Genomic DNA, 24,735 nt, shown 5'->3' on the forward strand with positions numbered 1-24,735 from the left:
ACCGGACTCACATCGATTGATAGAAATGTAGCGGAACTCACAAAGCCGCGTCAACACCCCTCCTGAAAGGTGAACATGAGCACTGACGGATCCCGACGGCGGGACGTGACGGTTGCCGACGTCGCCAAAGCCGCGAAAGTGTCCAAGGCACAAGCCGCCCGCGCGTTGGGCAATTACGGCGCCGTGAGCGATGAGGTTCGCGAGCGCGTCCTCGCCGCGGCCGAGGAGCTCGAGTACCGGCCCAACGAACTCGCGCGCAGCATGAACACCGGCAAGTCGAACACCATTGGCGTGGTGGTGGGCGACATCGAAAACCCCCACTTCGGACTCGCCATGAGGGGCATCACGGACACCGCGAAGAAGAGCGGCTACAACGTCATCCTCATCAACACGGACGAAGAACGAGCTGCCGAAGTGGATGCAGTCCGCGTGCTTTTGGACAAGCGGGTGGACGGACTCATCGTGGCTCCCGCATCCTCAGTGGAAACCTCTCATCTGCAGCAGGTCCGTGAGTCCGGACGCCCCTTGGTCCTGCTGGACCGCGCCGCAGCAGGGGTGGATGTTGAGACCTTTGCCGTGGACATGGGAAGCATTTCCTACGAGTCCACCCTGCATTTGATCCAAGCCGGACACCGGCGGATCGCCGTTGTCTCCACGGTCCGGACCGACGCCCCCTATGTTGCCGGGATGACCTTGGACTCTTCGCAGATCTCAGATCGCCTGGACGGCATCCGCCGGGCTTTCGACGATGCGGGCTTCCCCCACCCCACAGACCTCATCCGGCTTAATGCTGGGGACGCCGATTCCATCATGCGGATTACGCGTGAGCTGCTTGACGGACCGGATGCCGCCACGGCCATTGTTGCCTCCGACGGCCTGATCGCCTTGAGCGTTGTGGAAGCCATCCAGGAATCAGGGCGCTCCATCCCGGATGACGTCTCGTTCCTCATGTACGACGACTTCGCTTGGACCCGCCTCACCACACCACCGCTCACCGTCATCGCACAGCCCGTCTATGACATGGGTATTGCCGCGGCCTCTGCGCTGATCCGACAGATCGAGGGCAGGAAAACCGCTGGGTCCGGCCCGGAGTTGGTGGCGACTTTGATTCAGCGGGGATCCGTCGGGGCGCCCAAGGAGGCTGAGGTGCTCAGCCAGGCGAGCGGCTAAAAGCCAGCACAAAGCACGCAGGACGCATTGAAGACCTAAAGTGGCAGCCGTATGTTATCCGCAATTATATAAAGAGCAAGTCACACAGCCGACGCGTTACTTGATCCCCAAATAGATCCATGGAACACATATTCGCGGTGTTTGCAAGTCAACAATTAATACAAATATTACGTGCGAGATAGAATCTGGGCCCGCCAACCCAAGAAGGTTGAATTCGGAATGGCTGGCATCATGGCTTGCGTTTAACTTGAGGCAGAAACACGCCAATTCGCGCCGAAGCCGGCCTCTCACCCCCCGCCCATGCAGAGAATCTGATTCCCGAGAATTACTAAAGTCGAGGGAGAGACGGCACTTGGGCTGGTGTGAGCTGTTGCACATGCGGCCTATCGATGCGTTAGGCTCTCGGTATCTAGATATCAAGGGGGTGAAATCTATGACTGAAACTATTGCAACCGCAGCAGCCGAGAAGGCTGTCACTGCAGAGGCCGAGAAACTCGACTCAGTATTTGAGCTCGATCTTTCCGAAGTACAGCCCATCGCCGCACGCCGGCAGGGATGCGTGATCATTCTTTGATCAGTTAAATGGTTCAGCTCACCCTTTGGGGTGAGCTGAACCATCTCAAAAGGAGAACGACGGCGTGCGAATAGCCCGTGCACATGCATTACAAATTCAATCAATGGGCGGAGAGTTACGGCTGACCTCCGCCACAGCCCGGCAATGGTATAAAGGGAAATTAGATCCACGCTTGGTGATGTTTCTTTCAAAGTTGGGCAAGTGGACTCACCCTGATTCTGCAGCCACAACTCTGGCTGGCATGGTCGGGATCACGCATGAACGGGCCCTCGAAGAAATATCTCGCCTGGAGAGAGCCGAACTGGTCATTCGCGAGACGCCGGAAATGATCGCACTGACAAAGGCCCAGCATATTTGGGGTCAGGCCGGTTGGGCAGCCGCCTTCGAATACCAAGTCGCATCCGATAGCGCCGAACGCCTCGACTATACGAATCAGACGGGCCAGCAGCAGGACGTCGGGCTCATGCACCAACAGCGCAGGCTTGGCCCCCCGGCCCCCTCCCACTATCTTGATCTCCTGCACCATCCGGCCTCTTCGCTCCCTCAGCCGCGATCCACGCTGAGCGTCGATTATGGAGAGGTTTTTCGTGCCGCGAACGATCAGCAGCCTCCCGCGGGAGTTGCACCCATGCAACGCCTATCGGATCTGCTGTACTACTCCTTTGGACAAACCGGCAGTAAACGCCTGCCGGTTTCAGGCACCCACGTGATGAAAACGTCACCCAGTGGAGGCAGCCGACACCCCACTGAGGCTTACGTGATCCTCTTCGCGGAAAATAGTCAGGGTTCAGTCAGCCATTACAGCGTGAGAAATCACGCTCTGGAGCCCTTGGGTAAAGAAGTTTCGCAGCAGTGGGTAGATGATCACATACTGGAAAAGCCCGAATGGATCACGGGACCGCTGTCAATGATGATTATTCTGACGAGTGTGGCTGAGCGAAACATGCATCGGTACCGCGAAAACTTCACCTATCGACCGCTGCACCATGACGTTGGGCATGTTATTGAAACCACCAACCTTGTAGCACACTCTTTGGGTTACACCACTCTTGCCGGCTACTCATTGATGGACAATGCGGTATCAGAACTCTTGGGGAACCCACGAATTTCAGAGCCATCAATGGGCTTTATCGCCGTTAGGGAGAGCAAGTCATGGAGCTAATAACCCTCAATCGTTGCAGCAGAATAAGGATTGATGAGCGGCCTGGAATTGATTTGCTGTTGGAACGTAAATCTTTCACTTTACCGTCGGCTGAGCTCATCGCGCCACTGCTTGAGAGCAGCGAGCCTCGCTCCTATGAGGCCGTCGTTAGCTCATTTGTCAGCGCACTGGAGAACCACAATCCGGCAGATGTCAAGACATTTGTAGACAGCCTGCTAAAAGCTGGTGTTCTTCAAGATGCGCTGGAGGATAATCCACTCTTGGATGAGGCAAAGCTCTGGCATAGCTATGGCTGGACCGATGCCTTGGTTTTCCATTGCCTCTCCGATGAGTTCCCCCGAAGTGACGTCCCGGGGACGGAACATTTCGTCCCGATCGAGGAATCGCTGAAGGAAGACATCGCCATTGCCGGGACACCTGAGTTTTGGCGATACAGAGCCCAGGACTATACGGCCCTGCCAGAGGCTAGTGACGCTCCCGTGCGCGACCTTGCCGAGGTCCTCCTCGCAAGGCGGACGCACCAGCCGTGGACGGGAGCCGCGTTTAGCGCTCAGGATTTGAGCCGGGTATTGCGCGACGTGAACGATCCCCTGTTGCGTCTTCGTCGAGCTGCAGAGGATGACCACGAAGGTGATCCTGGCGCGCTACTCCGTAATACTTTCGGAGATCTCGAGGCCTATGTAGCAGTGCACGACATCGATGGCATCGCGCCGGGTCTGTATCACTACGACCCGAAGGACCATGCTCTGGGGGTGATCCGTCAGGGGGACCACAGGGAGCTGCTGCAGCGCACATTTGTCGGTCAAACGCCGGCCGGGCAAGGAAGGTGCGCGATCATCATCTCAGTTGTTTGGTCCAGGCTGATGTTCAAGTACAGGTCCAATCCAAGAGCATATCGAGGCCTAATGACCGTGGTAGGTCAACTTGCTCAGCGATACCTTGTGAGCTTTACGGGATTTGGCCTAACAACTTTCCCAACTCCGGCGCATGTGGCAGAGCGGGCCGACGCCCTACTGGGCACTGACAGACTCGAGGAGTCCGCTCTCTATCTGGTGTCTGCGGGTTGAAATTGACGTCCAACCCGTGTGCATCGCCAAAGATTCGCAGCTATTTGGTAGACGCACTTTGTTTTCATGCGGCCTCGAGCGAGGGGAATTACCCGGTACCGCCCCAACCTTCGGGCGGGGAGTATTCGGTTCACCCTCCGCTGCAGGAGAGGCATCACGGAGCGGGGCTCGAGAGGCTGTCAGAGATTTTGGCATTCCGCTCCTCGGAACGAATCAGACGGAGAGTGATTACACCTCAACTTGTTGAGGACACACTGCTTGCAGGACAAGGGCTTCCCGCCACCGGCCGGCGGGCTTATCCGTCACCCGGAGGCACCTATTCCGTCTCACTTGCGTGGATCGGTTTTAGGGGCAACCCCGCTGTGGGTATCGCTACACTGCAACCGGATGGAACTGTCGGCTGGGACCAGCAGGCAATGACTTTGGAGTCGGGAGAGAACCTTCTACGAGTGTCGGCGTTTCCCGCCGCAACGTCTCAGGGAGCTTTCCTGCTTACCGGGGACTTGGGGTCCGTTGGTCAGCGCTATGGCGAACGGGGATATAGGTACATGCTTCTTGAGGCTGGCCACATTGCCCAAAACCTGGTGTTGGCACTGTCCTTACAAGGAATTGCATCCTGTCCCATCGGAGCGTTCGATGACCAAGTTGCCAACGAACTTCTCGGCCACGACAAAGACTCCCTCAATCTGCCCGTATACACGATTGCCTTGCCATGAGTGTGGAGTTTGGCACGAAAGGCCGTGGAGTGCGTTGCCCGGGATGCATAAATCTCTGGACTGTTGAGGCTGCGCGGGCAGGGTTAGGAGTGGACAGGGCAAAGGACCCCCTGAGGCCAGGGCTGGCCCATCCGGATTGTCTGGAATCACATGTATTCACTTCATTCGATTTCGGCCACAGTTTGGAGTGGGTGGCTCCTCCCTACGGCCCCGTGCTGCGCTGTTCAACGCAATTTCAGCCAGCCTCGGGCTTGTGGCTCTCCGACGTTGCGTTGACATTGCCTGCCGGCTCCCGGAACGCAGCCATTGTTGCAGGCGGAGCAGGACCTACCCGCATGGAAGCCGTATGCAAAGGCTGGTTTGAGGGCCTTGAACGTCGATCTGCTCATACTCGGCCCCGGGGTCAAGTCCGGCTATTAGTTCCGAACACTAATGAGTGGGCTTTACATGGGGCCTCCTACGTTTCCGATGGTCAAACCGATACTGTTCCAGTCCCGAGCTGCCAACTTCCGAACGACAGCATCGGTTTTGCACTTTTTGATACGTACGAGGAAGCCGCCGCGCGGGCACTCCTTGAAGTCTTGGAAAGGTCCATGCTGGATGACTGGTGGGCGGCCACTGACAGCGTTCGGTGCAGTGAACATTCCCATGCAGCAACCCAGCGCCTCGGCGCTTTGGACGTTGATGGGAGCGGTGTGGACGTTTGGCACAGTCAATGGGAAGGGATAACCGTGACTGGTTGCCTATGGTGGTGGAGCGACGACGAGTCCACGATTTCGTGTTCTTTTGGTTCCGCTGCCAGCCCGGATGCCGCGATTGCTACTAAGGCTGCGGTGGATGAAGCGAGTCATCTCCGTCACGGAAGCGACCTCTACGTCGTTGATGGCCGGCCGGTCTTTGGACCGTCTTACCCGCCCACGTCGCTTCCGCCTCAATACATGGACGAGCTTCACGAACATTACCCCCTTGGAGAATGCCATTTGAAAGAAATCCGACCCAGCAAACCCCTAGCCCAGCTGGGCGATGAAGTGCACGCGGTGGTCTTGGACTACGGAAACTCCCTAACGGATTCGCTGGGCCTTCATGTCCTGCGAACGTGGGTTCCAGACATGAGAAAGTTCTCTTTGGAATCAACGAATGCGGCCGGTTTCCGGGCTACTTTTGCGCCTGGCCATGCTGGATAAGCGGCTGTTCGTCTGCAAGTCGTTCGCTTTGGTGCGCATTGACGACTCGTGGGTCGTAGAGCAGACGGGGGGCGAACGACCTGCTCGTAGGCTGTCGACCATACCGGCTTGGCTGGGGCGGTTACTTACTGTTTTGTCCGCCTGGGAGGTTGTCGATGCCGCCAACTCCGTCAAGCTCGCGCAGCTGTCGAACGTACATCCAGCTTCAATTTCCGACTGTTTGGAGCAACTGCTTCGGTTGGGCCTGTTGCACGAACAAGTGTGTCTTTTGGAAGGCGAGCGTGACACCGCACGGGCACGCGACTATCAATTTTGTTCAGGCAGCAAGCGCCCCGACTATACAGATCCCGCGACAATCGGAAACGACATACAGGAGATGAATCGGTGGGCCAGCGAGGACGCACCGCCTGCGGCCTGGAAACAACATCAACGTCGGGACGTCATCCCTCTGCCGGTTCCAGGTCTTGCCGCCGCTACAGGAAGCCATGCGAAGCTTGGAAGCTTTCTGTACCTGTGCCACGCAGTTCTTGCCGATGCAACGATCGGCGCACTTCCACGAACACTTCGCGCAGTGCCCTCACATGGAGCATCGCACCCCTTCGACCTGACTTTGAAATTTCCCTCAGAGCAAGGTTCCGGGAAGGAAGTCTCTTTCGCATACGATCCCGGGCTACATGCTTTGGCTCACATTGACGGTGCTTTGGTTCCCAAGGTCAGGGAAAGTCCTGCCAAAAGCGCGGTCAGGATAGGAATCCACCTTTCCATAGAGCGCGTGCAATTCAGGTACCGAAGCAGCCTCGCTTACCAAACCATCTACTTGGACTTAGGTCATCTCATCGAGACCATGACTTACGCTGCTATCGCTTCGGATAGTACTTTGTCCATCCCTGAAATGCCCGTGGTTCCTTTTACAGACCGAAGCTACCCAGGCGAGCTTGTGGCCGAGGCTTTTTGGTGTTCTGCGACTAGCCCGCTCTCAGCACGTGCAACATCTGCGTCAGTGGGCTGAAAGCTAGGATCATGAACCACTTAGACGAACTTCCGGGCATACCCTCAACCACCCTGATGGACGCCTCTTGGCGGGCAATGAATGCGAGGGTCGATACGGCTGTGGAATTGCCAGTATCCACTCCTCTGGAACTGGACAGGGTCCGGTTTGAGTTTTGCAGCGAGTGTCATGATGAGGCACAAGTTCTGGGCGAGAAGCTCCCCGGGATTACGAGCCGCTTGTACGGTTACAGCACACGACGAACACATGCGCTCCTACCCGTAGGTGTAATGCATCACCGTGACATCATCACGGATGCTCTGCACCGTGTGCGCTTCCAGCATCCGGTGGATAGCAGGCTTCGGGGATACGCCATTCGATGCCGCCACGATCATTCGGCACGTACGGACCCGACTGACTGGGACGCTGACATCTTCCGTTTGGGTGTGTACTCCTCTTCCCTCGCCTTTGAAGGTCCCTTGCGCTGGCGCCCCCGCACGTCCGCGCTGCTCGATCCGATGAAGCTTGTCACCTATCAAGAGATGTTCGGGCTGATCGCAGCTCTGATCGCCGTTGGAGGGTCAATTGAAACCGCTAATCGGTGGCTTGATGTGCTCTCATCAGCACCAGCCAGCCGCGGTCTGTTCACAGATCCCGGCCTCCTCCAAGTTGCCGATTCCGGACCAGGCGTTGTGGGCCTCTACCGAACCCTCACTTCAGCAACCGCCAACCTGCTCACAGAAAGCCCTACCCCGCGATGAAAGTCCTACTGACACGCTCCTCCGAGCTAGGCTTTGAAATAGCTGCAGCCGGTGGCCATCACTTGGAAATTGACGTGGCGGCCATAAATTCGGCCGAAGCCCCGGCAATCTCCACTGCAGTGGAAACTGCTCTCGGCGTCACTGCCTATCCTTTGTGGGAGTTCGCTTGTCGCGACGAAAGTGTGTTCCTGTGCGAGGTTGATCAGTCATATTGGTCAAAGTTCACTTGGATCAGCTTGGAAAACGTCTCCTGGATTACTTGTCTCTCACAGGCAGGTGCGGACATTGTCCGTGAACTAAATCGCGTCGCGGAACCAACCGCCATGCCGTTTGTCCCGTGGCTTCGCCAAGGATGGATCAGGGAACTGCAAGCCGAACTGGAAAAGACATTCGGGGACGACTGCCTTATCCAACCCCATAAACTGCGCTGCGACACCCTGGTCATCAGAGTAGCGACAAATCAAGGCGAATTCTTTGAGGTGCGTGCAGAAACGCAGTACTCGAAGGAATACCCCGCGCCACTCCCGCACACGATGCTTCGGTCCATGCTTCAACGTCCCCTAACGCAGGAGTGGCTTTCTCTGAATGTGCAGGTATACAAAGCACCGCTCGGAGGCGGGCTCAGTGAGCAACCCGATTGGGAAACCGCGCTGAGAGCCTATGCAAGGGCCCAGCGATGGATAGGCGAACAATTTATCGAGCCAGAGCTGGTAACCTCTGGCTCTTCAATGACGCCGCAAAGACCAACACGGGTCCCAAACCTTGAACTCCCCGCTAACAGCCATGACATGCACGCGCTCCGAGATGCCGCAGCAGCTGTCCTGCAATTGCTACCTATGACAAGCGTTTCTTCAACACTCGCCTTGTCGCCGTTCGAAGCGAGCATCGAAGCAGATGGACTGCGAATCGGCAGTTGGGAACACGTGGCGTTCACCCATCCTTTGGAGGCGTTAACTCCGTTCCTTGCGGGCGTAGGCGCGGAGAATCGGCCCCCGGTATCCAAAATAGTTGAGTGGTGGTCTCTCGGACGGGGTCAGTCTGAGCCCCGGATCACACAACGGGACCTCAGCGCAGCACTGGCGCTGGCAGCATTGAGACGTGCCGCAATCCTTTTGGAGAGAGGCCAGTCACTCAGGTTGTTGGGAACATCGCTGCAAACTGAAGTGACAGCTTGGTTCAACTACGCCAAACTACACGGATCGCGTATTCAGTCGTGAAGCTATCAACGAGGAGCCAGGCCAATACGGGTTCCAATCTGACAAACCATACCCGGCAGCTTGCCAAGCTGGCTTTACCGCTCACTGCCGGAATGCTCGCTCCACTCCTGATCGGAATAGCGGACGTCCTACTGGTGGGTCACGTCTCCGATGCAGCTCTCCCCGCTGTGGCTTTTGGAATCACCCTATACATGTTTGCAGTGACCTCCAGCCAAGCGATTGCTATTACGCATCAAGTGGTTGTACTTCGACCCTTGGGCGATGACAACAGACTGCTCGCTTCATATTTGTTGTGGCGCTCGCTCGGCATAGTACTCATTACGTCGCTGACGTGGGTGGCTCTTATACTTGCGTTCGCATCACCGCTGGCGGAGTTGATGCTTTCAAGCCCAGCCAGTAAAGCCGAAGCCGTGGCTTGGATCAGCGTCAGGGCTTGGGGCTTGCCTGCGGTCAGCGTCGCCATGGTTCTTTCAGTTCATCTGCAAGCATCGCTGAAGCCGATCTACTCAGTAGTAAACAGCATTACGTCGAACACTCTAAATGTGGTTGCTTCAGCCTTCCTCATTTATGGCTTCGGGATGCTGCCCGCGTTGGGCGTTCAAGGATCCGCTTATGGGAGCATTCTGGCTGAGGCCTTCAGCGTCACATTTATGGTTATTACCTATGCGTTTTTGCGTCCGATTAGCTCTCCAGGCAGCTGCTGGAGGAATGTCATCCGCAATGATTTGCCTCGGGACTATCGCCCTATTCTCATATCAGAATTCGGTAACGTTATCAGCCTCAATACCAGCGAGGTGGCCTTCGTAGCCATTCTCGCAGTGGTGGGCGACGCAGCCCTGGGCGCGGGCCAAGTAGCTATCACCGTCATGGACGTACTGACGGCCCTGGCTATAGCAGGAGCTACTGCGTTTCAAATCCTTGAGGGTAGGGACGGCGGGCCTGGAACCAGTCTTTTCAGCTGGAGGCCACACGTACTCATCCTTGTCATCTTCATCTTGCTCGGCGCTCTGCTGGGTACTTTTACCCAAACTGTGGCGTCCTGGTTCACAGACGGAAGTCTTGCATCTCTGACTGCCTCCGGCTTGGTTCTTGTGGCTGTTTCGTCCCCGCTGATCTGGCTAAGCGCACAATCGGCCGCGTATCTTCGAGCCTGGCGTCGCTCAAGAACAGTTCTCGTGGCGACAACTTTAGCCGCATGGGCTGTTCAAGTTCCTTTGGCTTTCCTCCTCGGCATCGTTCTGGATCTAGGACTGACAGGAGCCCTCATTGCCTACGTGGGCTATCACCTCGTCCGGGTTTTGATCCAGGGCTTGGCCATTTCCAGGCTTGTCCGCGTTACAGCCGAGGCTGGCAACCCCTAGGCTCCCCTCAGAATTACATACGCTGCGGTGCACGAATTCCAAGGAGACTAAGCCCCTGAACCAGCACCTGTTCAGTGGCACGGCAGAGAGCCAGTCGGGAAGAACGGGCATCGTCTTCGGCGTTTAGGACCGGTGCTGCGTCGTAGAACGACGAAAAACGTTGCGTCAGCGCGAACAAATATGCACAGAGCCGGTGCGGTTCCAGTTTTTCGCCGGCCGTCTCCACTGCTGCTTCAAAATTGAGGAGAGACATGGCCAGCTGCCGCTCCTCGGGAAGGCTGATTACGACAGTGTTTGTCACTTGGCCGGTTCGCTCACCCCGCTCAATCAGGGACCTTATGCGTGCCACGGCATATTGCAGATAGGGCGCCGTGTTTCCACTGAGTGAGACCATGCGGTCAAGGTCGAAAATGTACTCGGTGTCATGAGCGACTGAGAGGTCGGCATATTTGACGGCGCCTGTACCAATCATTCTCGCAACAGCTTGCATCTCGTCAGGACTCTCAAGGGAGCTGCTCTCGACGAGAACCTTGTGCGCCCGGGCCACCGCTTCAGCAACAAGATCGAGGAGTTTAAAGCTCTTTCCGCTTCGAGTCCTAAGGATCTTATTGTCAGGGCCGAGAACGTTACCGATCTTCACGTGGGTTACGTCAGTGGCCGGTGTGAGCCAGCCGGCTTCCCTGGTCAGCTGCCATACCATCTCCAAGTGGTTGGCCTGTGGCGAACCGACGACGTAGACCACCGAATCGGCTTTCAACTCCTGTACCCGGTACTTTAGGGCCGCGACATCTGTTGTTGCATAGCCGTAGCCGCCATCGCTCTTCCGCAATATCAGGGCCGCGGGCTGGCTATCCCGTCCCTTGAAGCCCTCAGGGAAGGCACACAGCGCACCCTCGCTAACGGTAGCAAGGCCGATTTTCTCAAGATCTTCGCACAGCAGGGGCAATTGAGCGTTGTAGGTGCTCTCTCCGGCCAAGTCTTCGTCGCGCAAGGATACTTCAAGGGCAGCGTAGACCTTGTTGAAGTAAGTCTTGGATTCGCCCACCAGATCACTCCACAGGGAAAGGGTTGCCTCGTCCCCGGCTTGAAGCAGCACAACCCGCAATCTGGCGCGGGTGGCGAAGTCTTCGTCTGCGTCAAATTTTTCCCGGGCGGCCTGATAGAAAGCGTTTGGATCCTCCGCGAGTTCATGGGCGTCCTGGCCACTCGATTTCGCATCAAGAGCATGCTCTATCAACATCCCAAAAGGTGTGCCCCAGTCGCCAATGTGGTTCTGCTTGATGACGTCGTTTCCAAGCCAATCCAAGATCCGAACAAGTGCATCTCCAACAACCGTCGTCCGCAAATGTCCCACGTGCATTTCTTTAGCAACGTTAGGTGACGAATAGTCCACAACAACCCGCCGGCCACTGGGATCAAGTCGAGTCGGAATCGACAGGTCCCTAATTTGCTGCTCAATCCACGAATCAGCAAGCACGATATTCACGTAGCCCGGCTTGCTGGCCGTAGCTTCGGCGATCAACGGCTCGCCGCCCAGGGCATCGGCGATCAGCTCAGCCAGCTCCATTGGAGTCATGCCGTGTCGGCGCGACAGGGCAAGGGCGGCATTCAGCTGCAGGTCGGCGAATTGAGACTCACGAACCACAGGGTCTATGTCAGCGGCGGGGAGTCCGAGGATTCCGGAAATCGCTTTTTGCGCAAGAGGACGTACTGCAGAAAAGGGACTGATCACTGATTTAGTCTAGTCACTTCTTCTTCGGAAAAGTGACACATGACAATCATGCCGCCACCTTGGAATAGGGCCAACCGTTCCCGCCCGGTTAACCTCCGCGCCATTCCGCTTCCCTACTCTGATCGCGCTGGGGGGATCACAAAACTACAGAGGGAAAGCGCCATGTGCACCGCAGACGAAAACACGACCACCCACAGCCAACGAGTGGAGCTTGCCGATGCTGAGCTGAAAACCATGGGATTGAGCCGCCGGCACATCCTGCAGTCGGCAGGGATCCTGGCCGCGGGCAGCGCGGCAACGGCCGCCATGGCACGGCCGGCGACGGCGAACCCGGGCGGCAACGACCCCCAGCTGAAGTGGCTTGTCGGAGACCACCACGTCCACACCCAGTACAGCCACGACGCCAAGTACATGATCAAGCAGCAGCTCGATACCGCACAGTCCTACGGCGTGGACTGGTTGGCACTGACTGAGCACAGCAACTTTGGCCACGCCAACAACGGTGGAGCAGTCAACGCCAACAAGGAAATCCAGGCGCAGCGTGCAGCGAGGCCCGACCTCCTGATCTTCCAGGGACTCGAATGGTACATCCCGGGAGCTGAGCACGCGTCAGTGCTCGTCGCCCCCGGTCCCAATGAAGTGAACCTCCTGCGGACCTTCGAACTGGTGTGGGACGGAAAGCTGAACCAATGGGAGAAGCCAACCCCTGGAACGGCCCAAGTGGAGACGTTCGAGCGAAAAGCAGTTGAAGCCATTGCCTGGTTGGCCAACCAACGGCGCTCCGGCTACATCGACGACGTCGTAGCGCTGGCCAACCACCCCATGCGTCTGGGCATCGACTCCCCGCACGAACTCCGGGCTTGGCGCGATGCCGCCCGCGAAGTGATGATCGGCATGGAAGGCGCCCCGGGTGCGCAAGGCTCCGGCGTCAGCCAGTTCTCCAGAGCCGGCGACCAGCGCGGCGAATACACCAACAACCCTACCCAGTACAGCTTTCCCGGCTACCCTGCCGACGCTTTCCGGCCCTACGGCGGCTTCGACTGGGCAACCGCAACGGTGGGTGGCGTCTGGGACTCCATGCTCGCTGAAGGCCTGCCCTTCTGGATCACGTCCAACTCCGATAACCACCTCACTGTGAAGGACACCTGGAAAACCGGACCGTATCCGCCAGAGGAGCCCTACCTCAGCCTGCCCAGCGAATTCGATCGTTGGTCCGTCACGGGCAAGCGTCCCGATCCCTTTGATACCGGTGAAAAGCAGGGCGGCAGCGACTACTGGCCGGGACAGTTCAGCCGCCTTCACACGGGTGTCACCAAACGCTCCTACACCGGCGTCCTGGAAGCAATGCGCAACGGCCGCATGTGGGTGGACCACGGACACCTCCTCCAGGGACTCGACGTGCGGGTCCGCGAGGTGCGCGGCGCCGGAGCAGGCAACAGTAACGGGCGCAACGGCGTCACCCTCGGCTCCCGACTGCAGGTAAGGCGAGGCGCCGACGTCGAAATTTCCATCACCATTAGGACGACGGACTACCGCAACTTTGCGGGGATCCTCCCGAAACTCGCCCACGTGGACGTCATCGGTGGCGCCGTAACCGGTGCCGCGGCAGATCCCGACACTTTGAGGGCCCCTGGCACAGCGGTATGGAAGCAGATCGATGTTTCCGGGCGTACCGGAACGTTCACCATCAAGCACGTCATCAAGGACGTGCAGACATCCTGCTACTTCCGGCTCCGCGGCAGCGACGGAAACCGCCACGGTGCAGGCTACTACGGCGCTGCCGTGGACCCCGCCGGGCCCATCCGCCACGGAGACAACCTCGGGGACGCTGACCCGTGGGCGGATACCTGGTTCTACGCCAACCCAGTGTTCATCGACGTTGCGTAGTCATCACTCCGATGCCGTGTGCACTTCGCCTTCTTCGGGATCGTCGGCGGACCGAACCTCATTCCGAATGATGCCAAGTTCTTCGAGTTGGGCCGACATTCCCGCTCCATCCGGGGCATAGATCCAAGGGATTCCAGGAGTGGGCTGGCCTCCGGACTTTGACCGCCCACCGGCGAGCACTGCTTCACCCGCGGAGAGTTGACGGATCGCGATGGCCCTGACGTTGGCGGGATGACGTTGGGCGAACTCGGAGTAAATGGACTCATCATGCTGTCCGTCGTCGCCCACCAGCAGCCATTTGATGTTGGGGAACTCCTCCGCGAGACGTTCCAACGAGGTCTTCTTGTGCTCCTGGCCGCTGCGGAACCAGCGGTCAGGAGTAGGGCCCCAGTCCGTGAGGAGCTTGGGACCGGCGGGGTACAAGTTGCGGGATAGGAACCGGGACAGGGTTGGGGCAACGTTCCATGCTCCAGTGGACAGATACAGCACAGGTGCGGAAGGTGCCGTCCTGGCGATCCGTTCATACAGCACAGCCATGCCCGGCGTGGGAGTCCTCGCGTGCTCGTTGAGGACGAAGGTGTTCCAAGCAGCCAGGAACGGACGCGGCAGCGCAGTGACCATTACGGTGTCGTCAATGTCAGACACGACGCCGAACTCGGCATCGTCCGCGACGATCTCCACGGGAGCCTCCACGACTTCGGACTCGCCGGATTGCAGCGTAATGGTGTGCCAACCGGCGTCGAGGGCTACGGGAATACGAGCATCCACCACACCGCCACGGTCAGCCCTCACGTCAAAAACGGTGCCGGCGATGGTCACGTTCACTTGGGCGTGGGCCACGGGCGCGCTGGTGAAGTTGCGCCAGCCGCGCATGCTTTCCTGCAACGGATTTGTGTGACCCGCGGCGTCCCTGGGGTCACTTCGGACGATCCGTGCGAGGACCCGGACCCAGGAAGTGCTGCCGTACCCGGTGTAAGGGATGACTGTCTCCACCCGGCCACGCCGGATCGCAAGACGCGTTTGAAAACCAAGCCACGCGTCGTCGAGCCTCATAGCGAGGTGACGGCGTCCTTTACTCAGCGGCGTGGGGCCTTCATTGTCAGCGGCGTCGGACTGGGGGCGCGGTTTCATGGGACGGGGTGACATGCGTCCAGTCTTCCATGTACTGGTCCCCTACCGCAGTGCGCACCAGTATCCACCGCTCGCAAGTCATGGGGATCAGGGGGTACCGGAAAACCATTCCTGGATCGATTGAAAGGCTTCCGGGCCTGACGTGCTGCTCACCTGTCGGGCCAGATCGCCGATGGAGATTGTGCTAAGCGAGTCACGCCAGGCCACCTCTGCTGTCATCATTGCCTTCGCGATGGGGCAGGGCGCCAAGCATTCCTCCGGAGGCGTGCCGAGGGGTCCGCGTTGGCGTATCTCGGTACAGACGAATAACGGCTGCTTGCCCTCAACAGCAAAGACGATATCCAGAATGCTGATCTCATCAGCCGGACGGGTGAGTACATACCCTCCGGCATGCCCCTGAAGGGAACGAACAAGTCCCCCTCGCGACAGGGCCTGCATCTGCTTGGCCAAGTAACTGCTCGAGACGTCATGCAAACCGGCCAACTTGCCGGCAGGCACAGGCCCATCCATCTTGCTGAGCACCACACAGCAGTGGATGGCCCACTCAACACCCCCGGACAATTTCATGTACCCATACTAGTTGACTCGGACAAAAACTGTCCGTAATGTTCATCTCGGACAAAGTTTGTCCGAGATGACCAGGGTGGAGGACATGGACATGAAGATTCTGATTGCAGGCGGAACAGGCCTCATTGGCCGGCAGGTTGTGGAGATTTTGAAAGACCAAGGGCACGAGGCTGTCCCGGCATCCCCTTCGAACGGCATTAACTCAGTTACAGGGGAGGGTTTGGATGAAGCGATGACAGGTGTTGACGTGGTGGTCGACCTGACCAACACCACCGACTTTGACGAAGACGTGGTGGTCTCGTTCTTCACAAATTCCACGAACAACCTCGTAGCCGCAGAGAAGAAGGCCGGCGTACAGCACCACGTCGCACTCTCCGTGGTTGGCACTGACCGGATCGGCCCTGTGGGCTACTTCGCCGGCAAAACCGCGCAGGAGGACGCCATCCGGAATGGCGGGGTTCCCTACACCGTGGTTCGGGCGACCCAATTCTTCGAGTTCATTCCTATGATCGCCGATGTCAGCACACGCGACGGCTCAGTTTTCCTCACCGATCACTTGATGCAGCCCATGGCCGCCGCCGACGTCGCCCGTTTGGTAGCAGAAGCCGCAATTTCCCCTGCCTTGAACGGCGCAGTCGAAATAGCGGGCCCCGAGAGGGCGCCGATGTACGAGTTCGGCAAGCGAGTCCTCAGCGCCAAGGGCGATGCCCGCACCGTGGTGGCCGATACCAACGCCGGGTACTTCGGTATACCCATCCAGGAAACCAGCATCGTGCCAGTGGGCGAGGCGATCATCGGCCAAAAATCCCTTGGGGAATGGCTGTCAGAGACCGCGAGCCCGTAGCAACCGGCCTGGCTCCGTCGCCTATACAGCGGTGGTCGGCGCCCGTCCTTCGTCGCCATGTTGCTTGCGGGCTTCTGCGGCCCGGAGCCGATCCAACCGGTTCATAAGGGGCGCGGTGGTGGCCCCATGCACCGCGATGGAAAGTGCAACCACCAAGCCGATCAGGGCCCAAAGCTCGTGGGCCTCAGCTTCGAAGTTGCCATGGCTCAGCGCGTATGCCACGTAGTACAGTGACCCGATCCCGCGGATGCCGAAGTAGGAAATGGCCAGGCGCTCGCGCGGACCGGTCTTTCCACCCATCAACCCAAGCCATCCAGCCAAAGGGCGGACCAGCAAGAGGAACGCGAACGCTACCAACAGCTCCGGCCAACCGATTCCGTCCAAAAGTCCGCGGGCTATCGCACCACCAAGGAGAACCAGGATCACCACCGTCATGAGGCGCTCAAGCTGCTCCACATAGCTGTGCAGCACCTGATGGTAGGAGTGGTTGTGCTCTGCAGAACGGATGGTCAGTGCGCAGAGGAAGACAGCAACGAAGCCGTAGCCTTCCACCATCTCCGCGGCACCGTACGCAAGGAACGTAGCTGCGAGGGCCACAAAGCCCTCGGAGTGTTCAGACAGGCGGAAGCTTTTACCTTTGGCAGCGAAGAAGATCAGGCTCAGCAGTTTGCCCGTTCCGAATCCGATCAGGACCCCGGCAAGAGTGCGCCACAGCACGTCCAACCCGAGCCACTCCCCCAGCCATGCCTCCGGGGATGCCCCTACCAAGCTGATGAGGATTGCCAGGTAAACAAAGGGGAAGGCGAGCCCGTCGTTCAAACCCGCCTCGGAGGTCAAGGCGAAGCGAACCTCGTCCTCGTCAGGGTCGTCTTCAGTGTCTGCGGGTTTTCCCACCTGGACCTCGGAGGCCAGCACCGGGTCAGTGGGGGCGATCGCTGCCGCTACAAGGATGGCGGCGGCCAGCCCCAGGCCCAACACCCACAGGCCAAGGAGCGTCATCACCAGGATGCACAATGGCATGACTATCCCGAGGAGGCGCCATGTTGTGGTCCACCCGCGCCACCGGAACGGTCTATCCAGAGCCAATCCGGCACCCATGAGGGAGATGATGACGCACACTTCGGTCAGGTGCGTCGTGAAATCCGCATATTGCATGGGATCCGGGTCCGGTAAGTCAGGAAGCAGGGTGAAGGCCAGAATTCCGCTGCCCAGAAAGACCATCGGCATGGAAAGCGGCATGTCACGCAATAACTTCGGCAGAACTGCTGCGGCCAACACCGCAATGCCTGCCGAAAGGAACAAGATGCTGGGGACTTCAAACACGAATAGTCTTCTTCCTGCCGCGTCGGACGCGTGTCAGAAGCCTAGTCGGCTGCGAGGGCTGAGTCGATCAAGACCGCTGCTGCGTGACGCGCTTGCCCGGCGGCATCGGATGTTCCTGCAATGGCCGCAGTGGTCTGCGCACCTTCGGCGAGGATGGCGAGTTGCGGCGCCAGGTAGCTTGGCGCGCCGGCCTCGCTGGCCAAACGGGCGACGTATTCCTGGAACGATTCCTTGTGCTTCCGCGCATACTCGGCGACGTCCGGGCTGATGGCTCCGAGTTCAGCGAAGCTGTTGATGAAACCGCAGCCCCGGAACGAATCCTGGCAGAACCAGCCCGCAAGGTAGTCAAAGATGGCGAGGAGACGCTCCCGGGGTGTTCCAGCTCGTTGCACCGTGGCGTCGAGCCCTTCGCTCCATGACTTGTGCCGGCGCTCAAGCACGGCCATGAGGATGCTGCTCTTTGACGGGAACTCCGCGTAGAGCTTCTTCAGCGAGACTCCTGCCGCCGAACGAAGTTCGTCCATGCCAACGGCTTGGATTCCCTTCGCGTTATAGAGCTCGTCGGCAGTGGCAACGATGCGTTCGCGAACTTCGGAAATATCCATGCACCCATTCTACTTGCAATGAGAACGAACGTTCTCTACTATGGAGAACACACAGGGAGAACGATCGTTCTCCACTTCGAGAAAAGGGACAAATCATGGGCTTCATCAAGGTTGGCACCGAGAACACCACGGACATTGAGCTCTACTACGAAGACCACGGAACAGGTCAGCCCGTAGTCCTGATCCACGGCTACCCCCTGGACGGCGGCTCGTGGGAAAAGCAGTCAGCCGCCCTCCTGAACGCCGGATACAGGGTCATCACTTACGACCGCCGCGGCTTCGGCAAGTCCAGCAAGCCGACCACAGGCTATGACTACGACACTTTCGCGGCTGACTTGAACACCGTGCTTGAAACCCTGGACCTGCAGGACGTCGTGCTGGTTGGCTTCTCGATGGGTACGGGCGAAGTTGGACGCTACATCGGCACGTACGGCGAAGCCCGCATTGCCAAGGCCGCGTTCCTGGCATCCCTTGAACCCTTCCTCCTCCAGACGGACGACAACCCCACCGGCGTTCCCTCGTCCGTTTTCGACGGCATCCGAAACGCCGCAATCGAAGACCGCTACGCCTGGTTCACCAACTTCTACAACGACTTCTTCAACACCGATAACTTCCTGGGCAACCGCCTCAGCGAAGAAGCACTGCGGAATTCCTGGAACGTCGCCGCAGGCTCGTCCTGGTACGCATCCTTCGCAGTTGTGGATTCATGGCTCACGGACTTCCGCTCCGACATCGAGAAGGTCACCGTTCCGTCACTCATCGTCCACGGAACTGACGACCGCATCCTTCCCATCGACTCCACAGGCCGCGAGTTCACCAAGCGCCTTCCATCCGCTGAATACGTCGAGATCGAAGACGCACCGCACGGCATGCTCTGGACACACGGCGCTGAAATCAACGAAGTCCTGCTCCGCTTCCTGGCCAAGTAGTAAATAACCGACGGCGGCAGGTCGCCTTGGTTCCAGTGGAACCGAAGGTGGCCTGCCGCCGTCGTGCGTTGACGTAACCCACGTCACGCCGTTATGATTTATGAATCGATTCAAGATGTAACCTTCCTCACGCTGAATGACCACTTTGTTCAGTCCTGGATGGGAAGAGTTCTTGTTCCTTGCCAACGACGCCAGAGGAGTACAGCGACGTGACAGTCACGCACCGGAGGGATCTCAGCACCTCCCCGGAACACACAGCGGGTCAGAAGGATCCGAAGAAAGCCGCGATGAGCGGCTGGATCGGAAGCGCGCTGGAGTACTACGACTTTGCTCTGTACTCGCTGGCGGCAACACTTCTGTTTCCCACGATCTTCTTCCCCACCGAGAATGCCACCGTCGGCATCATCGCCTCGCTGGCCACCTACGCCGTGGGCTACGTTTCCCGCCCGCTCGGCGCTGTGATCCTGGGAGCCTACGGTGACCGCCACGGGCGCAAGAAGGTGCTGGTTTTCGCAATGCTGCTCATGGGCTTCGCGACCTTTGCCGTCGGCCTCCTACCCACGTACGGACAGGTGGGCCTTCTGGCTCCCGTCCTCCTGGTAATTCTGAGGCTGATCCAGGGATTCGCCGTCGCAGGGGAACTCGGTGGCGCCAGTGCCATGATCGTGGAGCACTCCCCTGACGCGAAGCGCGGGTTCTTTGCGAGCTTCAGCCTGCAAGGCACGCAGGTGGGCTCGATCCTCGCCACAGCCGTCCTGATTCCGCTCGCCGCCCTGCTCCCTGATGAGCAGTTCCACTCATGGGGCTGGCGCTTGCCGTTCCTGCTCAGCGCCGTGGTGATCGTGGCCGGGTACGTTATCCGTCGCCGCGTGGAGGAGCCTCCCGCTTACTTGGCCCAGTCCGAGGACGCCGGCACCAAGCGCCGCTTCCCTCTGGTGGACCTCCTGCGCACCCACCCCTGGGTTTTGCTGCGCTGCATCATCATGACATTCACCAACGTCATCGGCATGGCCACCCTCATCTTCGGCGTCTCCTTCGCCACCCAAAAGGGCTACGGCATCGGCTTCTCCAGCAGCGAGTTCCTCTGGGTGACCTTGGCTGCCAATGTGGCCGCGGTGCTGACCATCCCCTTGTTCGGCGCATTGTCCGACAAGATTGGCCGGCGAACACTGATGGTGGCCGGCGGCATTGCCGGCGGATTGCTGACAGTGGGTTACCTGTGGGCGATCGAGCAGCGCAGCCTTCCCTTGGTCTTCGTCTGCGTCGTGATCGTTCAAGGCATTCTCTTCCAGATGTGGAATGCCACCTTTGCCACGTTCTTCCAGGAGCAGTTCCCCATGCGGATGAGGGTGACCGGCTTCGCTGTCTCGCAGAACATCGGGCTCATGATCGCTTCCTTCTTCCCGAGCCTGTTCACGGCGATCGCTCCCCCGGGATCAGCGAACATCCCCATGGTCATCGGCCTGACCACGCTCGGCATCTGCCTGGTTTCAGCTGTCGCGACCCTTCTGTCCTCGGACACCAAGGGCAAAACGCTCGAGGACCTCGAAGCGCGCTGACTTACGACGGCGGCAGCTCGCCGTCGAGATCGCCGGAAAGGCTCCAGATCGCTGGGCCTTCCGTGTGTGTCAGGCTGTTGTGTGACAGGTTTTGCTGTCCTCACCAGCTGAAGCACACGGCGGGGAAGCCCCTCCGGCGAACTCGTGCGTCTCCGGCGATTCCGCAGCTAGTCGTTGACCAGCTCCGCCGCCTCGTTCCTGGGCGCTACCGCTTCCCGCACCCTCTTGCCACGGGCGTAACCCACGAGCCCCAGTGCCAGGATGCATCCCAACGTGCCGAGGGCGAAGGCCTCGAAGGTGAACTGCGAGACGCCCCAGGTTGCCTCAAAGTCGTACGGCAAGCCGAAGAGCACATCCAATGTCCCCGGGAAGATTGCCACCCAGGACCCGATCAGGATCCATGCGAAGCAGATGTAGCCGAGGATGCGGAAACCCGTGTCGGAGACAGGAACCTTGAAGGGCCGATCAGTGTGGGGATACTTGCTCCGAAGCTTCACCGCCGCCGGGATGGCAAACAGGTAGCTCAGCAGGAACGTTGAGATCGCGATGGAGAGGACCACTCCGAACAGTGCGCTGCTGGTGCCGCTCAGCTGCATGGCTGCGAGCATGAATAGCGTTGCCACCACACCGGAGAGTGTATTGACGCGGATGGGCGTGCCCAGCTTGGGATGGAAGCGCCCAAAGAAGCCTCCGAAGAAGGAGCCGTCTGCCGCGGCCATGGCCTGCATGCGGTCGCTGATGATCATCCATGCGGCACCTTGCGAGACCAGGATGAAGCAGAAGACGACGGCGGATATGGACAGCATGATTTCAGCGGCGGGACCGAAGACTGTGTAGACCGTGGCTATTGCTCCGAACAGCCCGCCAATGCCGGTGATTTGGTCCAGCGGTACCACGAGCAGGATGGCAAGGATCGGGAGCAGGTAGCTTGCGGCGGCAATCATGGAGGACCGGGCCACCGAGATGGGAACATCCTTGGCCGGGTTCTTCATTTCCCCGGCGGCACTGTTTCCGGACTCGAATCCAAGGAATGAGAACAGCAGGAGTGGAGTCACACCCAGGAAGCCGGCAAGTGTTGGCGAGAAGAAGCCCAGATCCAAACCGTTGAAGCCGTGCTGCAGCCCGTAAACCATGGTGACAATAATAAAGAAGGTCAGGAACGCGACCTTGAGGATGGCGCCCAGTGAGGGCAACCATTTGCCGTGCTTCAAGCTGATAATCGCTGAGGTCACCGTGATCCAGATGAAGAGCAGCTTGAAGATGTAATCGGCCGGGCTGCCGGCGTCCACGTGACCCACGTACTCGGACCAGGTTTCCACTGCGACGAAGGCCATGGCGCCCCCGACCCAGACGGGCTGCGTCACCCAGGTGAAAAGGGAAGTGATTGCTGCAACCACACGGCCAAACGCCATCTTTGTCCACACGTAGACGCCACCCTCTTCGGTGAAGGCACCGCCGGTCTCGGCGAAGATCAGTCCATAGGGCACCATGAACGTGACGGCCAGGATGAGTGTCCAGGTGAAGGTTTCCCCGCCGAAGCCGGAGACCTGGCCCAGGACCTCCACTGAGATGACCGCGGCGACCACCAACAACAGGATGTCGAAGCGGCCCAGGGATTTTTGCAGATGCTTGCTTTGCTCTTGCGCGAGCCGCGTTGAGGCTACTGGCTGATCCATGATCGATCCTTTGCTACTGCTTAAGTTTGCTACTGAGCAAGAAGGGTGGGAAGGGAGGGTGTCTTGGCGACGGGTGCGATGGGGAGGGATGGTCGGGACTCGTCTTCTTTGACGCGCCATATCCGGTCCTTGTTGAGCCCCAGCGTAGGCTTGTGAACTGCATCACGTAAACCATTGAATAGCGATGCATATCAGCGGTTTTCCAGATGAATCAGATCAGCCGAACTGGATCCACGTGGTCTTCGGCGCGGTGTAGTTGTCGAACGCGTGCAGGGAGAGGTCCCGCCCGAACCCGGACTGCTTGAAGCCGCCAAAGGGTGTGGTATTTCCCAGCGCGTCCACGGTGTTGACGGAGACTGTTCCAGCAAGGAGATCCCCTGCCACGCGATGCCCGCGGGACAAGTTCGACGTCCACACCGACGCAGCCAACCCATAGTCTGTGGCATTGGCCAAACGCACCGCTTCCTCCTCCGTGTCGAAGGCGTGCAACACAGCCACGGGTCCAAAAATCTCCTCGCGGTGGACGTCGTGATCCGCACCCAGGCCGCCCAACAAGGTGGGTTCCAGGTAAGCATCTGATCCCCGGATCTCGCGCCGCTCACCGCCGAAAAGCACCTCACCTTCGGCGCGGCCGCGCCGAATCCAGCCCTCGACGTCGTTCGCGTGGGCGCTGCTGATCAGGGCGCCGTTGCCCTCCAAGCCGGCCAGCGGATCCGCGGGTCGGTAGCCTGCCGCCTCCTCGGCGAGGAGGGCTGCGAACTCATCATGGATATCCCGTTGCACCAGGATCCGTGAGTTCGCAGAGCAGACCTGCCCTTGGTTGTAGAAGGCCCCGAAGGCCGCCTTGGCTGCTGCTTCACGCAGGTCTGCCGTATCGGCAAAAATGATGTTGGAGCTCTTGCCGCCCGCCTCGAGGCTAAGCCGTTTGAGGTTGCTGCGACCCGAGGCTTCCAAAAGGGTGCGGGAGACGGCGGTGGAGCCCGTGAAGGCCAGAGCATCAACGTCCATGTGGTGCGCCAAGGCCGCGCCTACTTCCCGCCCTGTCCCCGTAACGATGTTCAACACGCCATCCGGAAGTCCCGCTTCCGTGGCCAATTCGGCGAGTCGCAGCACACTCAACGAGGTTTGCTCGGCAGGCTTGAGCACCACGGTGTTTCCGGAAGCCAGCGCCGGAGCCAGTTTCCACACCGCGATTTCCAGCGGGAAGTTCCACGGCACGATTGCGGCCACCACACCCAGGGGCTCGCGGGTCACCAGGGCGGTCGCTCCCGGCGGAACTGCCGGCAGTTCACCGTTCTGCTTATCCGCAGCTTCCGCGTACCAGCGCAGGGTGGAGATGGCACCGGGCACGTCAACAGTGGTGGTCTGCAGGATTGGCTTTCCACTGTCCAGCGTCTCCAAGAGCGCCAATTCATCGGAATGGCGCTCCATCAAGGCAGCCAACGCCAGCAACAGGCCCTTTCGCTTCTCGGCCCCGGATCGGGCCCACGCGGAAAATGCTCGCCTGGCTGCCGCTACCGCGCGGTCTACGTCATCGGTTCCGCATGCAGCCAACTCAGCGAGGACGCGACCATCAATCGGGCTGATCGTAGGGCGGGTAAATTCCGCGCTTGACGCTGTCCGGCGCCCATCGACGAAAGCCCTGCCATCGATCGCGAGGGCGTCGGCACGGCCGTGCCAGTCCAAGGACAGCGTGGTTGAGGTGGTGTTCATGGTGACTCCTGGTGTGGGGTTTAGTGGTGGGGATTCAGCTGTGGTGTGGAGGTGCGGGCGATGCGGAGGGCTGCGGAAGCAGCCAGGAGGCAAAGAAGTTCAACGCCGATGAGGGTGAGCATGGCTGCTTGGTGCCCAGCAACGGATGCGCGCCGGGTGTAACCGTGGTGCCCGCCGCCAGGTCCCAACAGAAGGACCAGGTGGATGAGGATCATTGCCGCGCTCATGGCCAAGAGGTGGCTGGCGGCACGTGGCGCAGCCTGTCGGGCGCAGAGCCGGAACCTCCGCCCAATGAGAGAACAAGCCATGGGAGCGGTGCAGGTCAAGCACGCAGCACCCATCGCCGCCATCCACCAAGCCATGACTCCTGCCGGAGTACCTGCCGCCGCCGTCACGTGGGCTATAGCGCTGCCCGCAGCGGCAACGCCCACCAGGCCCGCGGGAATGGGCATGGTTTTGCCGAGCCGCCCGGGTAGGCGGGATTGCTGGTTCATGGTTCTCCTGGTCGCCGGCGACGTTTGGGTCAAGGACTTTACGCCAGCCTGTGAGGTGGGTAAAATCAAAGCGTT

21 protein-coding genes and 1 pseudogene are annotated in these 24,735 nt (G+C 59.3%); 14 read left to right on the forward strand and 8 right to left on the reverse strand.

Annotated features, from left to right (window positions below):
- Window positions 1-75 precede the first annotated feature (75 nt).
- The 10 genes and pseudogenes from ACIQTW_RS10305 to ACIQTW_RS10350 all read left to right on the forward strand — a co-directional run bounded on the left by ACIQTW_RS10305 (window position 76) and on the right by ACIQTW_RS10350 (window position 10,200).
- On the forward strand, window positions 76-1,170 hold the full coding sequence (locus tag ACIQTW_RS10305; protein ID WP_402936712.1) for a LacI family DNA-binding transcriptional regulator: 1,095 nt from the start codon (window positions 76-78) through the stop codon (window positions 1,168-1,170).
- A gap of 433 nt (window positions 1,171-1,603) precedes the next feature.
- The gene (locus ACIQTW_RS10310; RefSeq protein ID WP_179017868.1) at window positions 1,604-1,744 is read left to right on the forward strand and encodes a hypothetical protein; all 141 of its coding nucleotides are present in this window, start codon (window positions 1,604-1,606) and stop codon (window positions 1,742-1,744) included.
- Between the two features lie 64 nt (window positions 1,745-1,808).
- Window positions 1,809-2,906 (forward strand): SagB/ThcOx family dehydrogenase, encoded by a 1,098-nt coding sequence (locus ACIQTW_RS10315; protein WP_402936713.1) that lies wholly within the window; start codon window positions 1,809-1,811, stop codon window positions 2,904-2,906.
- On the forward strand, window positions 2,897-3,973 hold the full coding sequence (locus ACIQTW_RS10320) for a SagB/ThcOx family dehydrogenase (RefSeq protein WP_402936714.1): 1,077 nt from the start codon (window positions 2,897-2,899) through the stop codon (window positions 3,971-3,973). Before ACIQTW_RS10315 ends, ACIQTW_RS10320 begins: the two co-directional genes overlap by 10 nt.
- 224 nt (window positions 3,974-4,197) lie before the next feature.
- On the forward strand, window positions 4,198-4,689 hold the full coding sequence (locus ACIQTW_RS10325) for a SagB/ThcOx family dehydrogenase (protein ID WP_402936715.1): 492 nt from the start codon (window positions 4,198-4,200) through the stop codon (window positions 4,687-4,689).
- Window positions 4,690-5,024: 335 nt separating this feature from the next.
- A pseudogene (locus tag ACIQTW_RS10330) lies at window positions 5,025-5,501 on the forward strand (YcaO-like family protein); the annotation flags it as partial.
- Between the two features lie 25 nt (window positions 5,502-5,526).
- Window positions 5,527-5,673 carry a hypothetical protein gene (locus tag ACIQTW_RS10335; RefSeq protein ID WP_402936977.1) on the forward strand — a complete coding sequence of 49 codons (147 nt, stop codon included), beginning with the start codon at window positions 5,527-5,529 and terminating at the stop codon, window positions 5,671-5,673.
- 1,220 nt (window positions 5,674-6,893) lie between these two features.
- A complete protein-coding gene (locus ACIQTW_RS10340; RefSeq protein ID WP_402936716.1) occupies window positions 6,894-7,622 on the forward strand; it encodes a hypothetical protein in 729 nt (242 codons plus the stop codon).
- A 62-nt stretch (window positions 7,623-7,684) separates the two neighbouring features.
- On the forward strand, window positions 7,685-8,839 hold the full coding sequence (locus ACIQTW_RS10345; protein WP_402936717.1) for a hypothetical protein: 1,155 nt from the start codon (window positions 7,685-7,687) through the stop codon (window positions 8,837-8,839).
- Window positions 8,836-10,200, forward strand: a complete 1,365-nt coding sequence (locus tag ACIQTW_RS10350) for an MATE family efflux transporter (RefSeq protein WP_402936718.1) — start codon at window positions 8,836-8,838, stop codon at window positions 10,198-10,200. Before ACIQTW_RS10345 ends, ACIQTW_RS10350 begins: the two co-directional genes overlap by 4 nt.
- 13 nt (window positions 10,201-10,213) lie before the next feature.
- Here the strand turns inward: ACIQTW_RS10350 and argS are convergent, their stop codons facing one another.
- Window positions 10,214-11,932 (reverse strand): arginine--tRNA ligase, encoded by a 1,719-nt coding sequence (argS, locus tag ACIQTW_RS10355; RefSeq protein WP_402936719.1) that lies wholly within the window; start codon window positions 11,930-11,932, stop codon window positions 10,214-10,216.
- A gap of 162 nt (window positions 11,933-12,094) precedes the next feature.
- Between argS and ACIQTW_RS10360 the strand changes: the two genes are divergently transcribed.
- A complete protein-coding gene (locus ACIQTW_RS10360; RefSeq protein WP_402936720.1) occupies window positions 12,095-13,819 on the forward strand; it encodes a PHP domain-containing protein in 1,725 nt (574 codons plus the stop codon).
- A gap of 3 nt (window positions 13,820-13,822) precedes the next feature.
- On the opposite strand, the gene ACIQTW_RS10365 is transcribed toward ACIQTW_RS10360, so the two are convergent.
- Window positions 13,823-14,965: an App1 family protein gene (locus ACIQTW_RS10365; RefSeq protein WP_402936721.1), complete on the reverse strand. Its 1,143-nt coding sequence runs from the start codon at window positions 14,963-14,965 to the stop codon at window positions 13,823-13,825.
- A 72-nt stretch (window positions 14,966-15,037) separates the two neighbouring features.
- Window positions 15,038-15,517, reverse strand: coding sequence for an RrF2 family transcriptional regulator (locus ACIQTW_RS10370; protein ID WP_402936722.1), 480 nt, complete (start codon window positions 15,515-15,517; stop codon window positions 15,038-15,040).
- Window positions 15,518-15,608: 91 nt separating this feature from the next.
- Here ACIQTW_RS10370 and ACIQTW_RS10375 point away from each other — a divergent pair, with 91 nt between their 5' ends.
- Window positions 15,609-16,361 carry an SDR family oxidoreductase gene (locus tag ACIQTW_RS10375; protein ID WP_402936723.1) on the forward strand — a complete coding sequence of 251 codons (753 nt, stop codon included), beginning with the start codon at window positions 15,609-15,611 and terminating at the stop codon, window positions 16,359-16,361.
- A gap of 21 nt (window positions 16,362-16,382) precedes the next feature.
- Here ACIQTW_RS10375 and ACIQTW_RS10380 read toward each other — a convergent pair whose 3' ends face one another.
- A complete protein-coding gene (locus tag ACIQTW_RS10380; protein ID WP_402936724.1) occupies window positions 16,383-17,684 on the reverse strand; it encodes a cation:proton antiporter in 1,302 nt (433 codons plus the stop codon).
- Window positions 17,685-17,725: 41 nt separating this feature from the next.
- On the reverse strand, window positions 17,726-18,289 hold the full coding sequence (locus ACIQTW_RS10385; protein WP_402936725.1) for a TetR/AcrR family transcriptional regulator: 564 nt from the start codon (window positions 18,287-18,289) through the stop codon (window positions 17,726-17,728).
- A 95-nt stretch (window positions 18,290-18,384) separates the two neighbouring features.
- Here ACIQTW_RS10385 and ACIQTW_RS10390 point away from each other — a divergent pair, with 95 nt between their 5' ends.
- Together ACIQTW_RS10390 and ACIQTW_RS10395 are read left to right on the forward strand one after the other, a co-directional pair.
- Window positions 18,385-19,218 (forward strand): alpha/beta fold hydrolase, encoded by an 834-nt coding sequence (locus ACIQTW_RS10390; RefSeq protein ID WP_402936726.1) that lies wholly within the window; start codon window positions 18,385-18,387, stop codon window positions 19,216-19,218.
- 209 nt (window positions 19,219-19,427) lie between these two features.
- Window positions 19,428-20,777, forward strand: a complete 1,350-nt coding sequence (locus tag ACIQTW_RS10395) for an MFS transporter (protein WP_402936727.1) — start codon at window positions 19,428-19,430, stop codon at window positions 20,775-20,777.
- Between the two features lie 167 nt (window positions 20,778-20,944).
- Here ACIQTW_RS10395 and ACIQTW_RS10400 read toward each other — a convergent pair whose 3' ends face one another.
- The 3 genes from ACIQTW_RS10400 to ACIQTW_RS10410 all read right to left on the reverse strand — a co-directional run bounded on the left by ACIQTW_RS10400 (window position 20,945) and on the right by ACIQTW_RS10410 (window position 24,660).
- Window positions 20,945-22,453: an APC family permease gene (locus ACIQTW_RS10400; RefSeq protein WP_402936728.1), complete on the reverse strand. Its 1,509-nt coding sequence runs from the start codon at window positions 22,451-22,453 to the stop codon at window positions 20,945-20,947.
- Window positions 22,454-22,669: 216 nt separating this feature from the next.
- Window positions 22,670-24,166, reverse strand: a complete 1,497-nt coding sequence (locus ACIQTW_RS10405; RefSeq protein ID WP_402936729.1) for an aldehyde dehydrogenase family protein — start codon at window positions 24,164-24,166, stop codon at window positions 22,670-22,672.
- A 20-nt stretch (window positions 24,167-24,186) separates the two neighbouring features.
- On the reverse strand, window positions 24,187-24,660 hold the full coding sequence (locus tag ACIQTW_RS10410; protein ID WP_402936730.1) for a hypothetical protein: 474 nt from the start codon (window positions 24,658-24,660) through the stop codon (window positions 24,187-24,189).
- Between the last annotated feature and the right edge of the window lie 75 nt (window positions 24,661-24,735).

This window comes from Paenarthrobacter sp. NPDC090517 (genome assembly GCF_044769165.1).
In the GTDB taxonomy this organism is placed as follows: domain Bacteria; phylum Actinomycetota; class Actinomycetes; order Actinomycetales; family Micrococcaceae; genus Arthrobacter.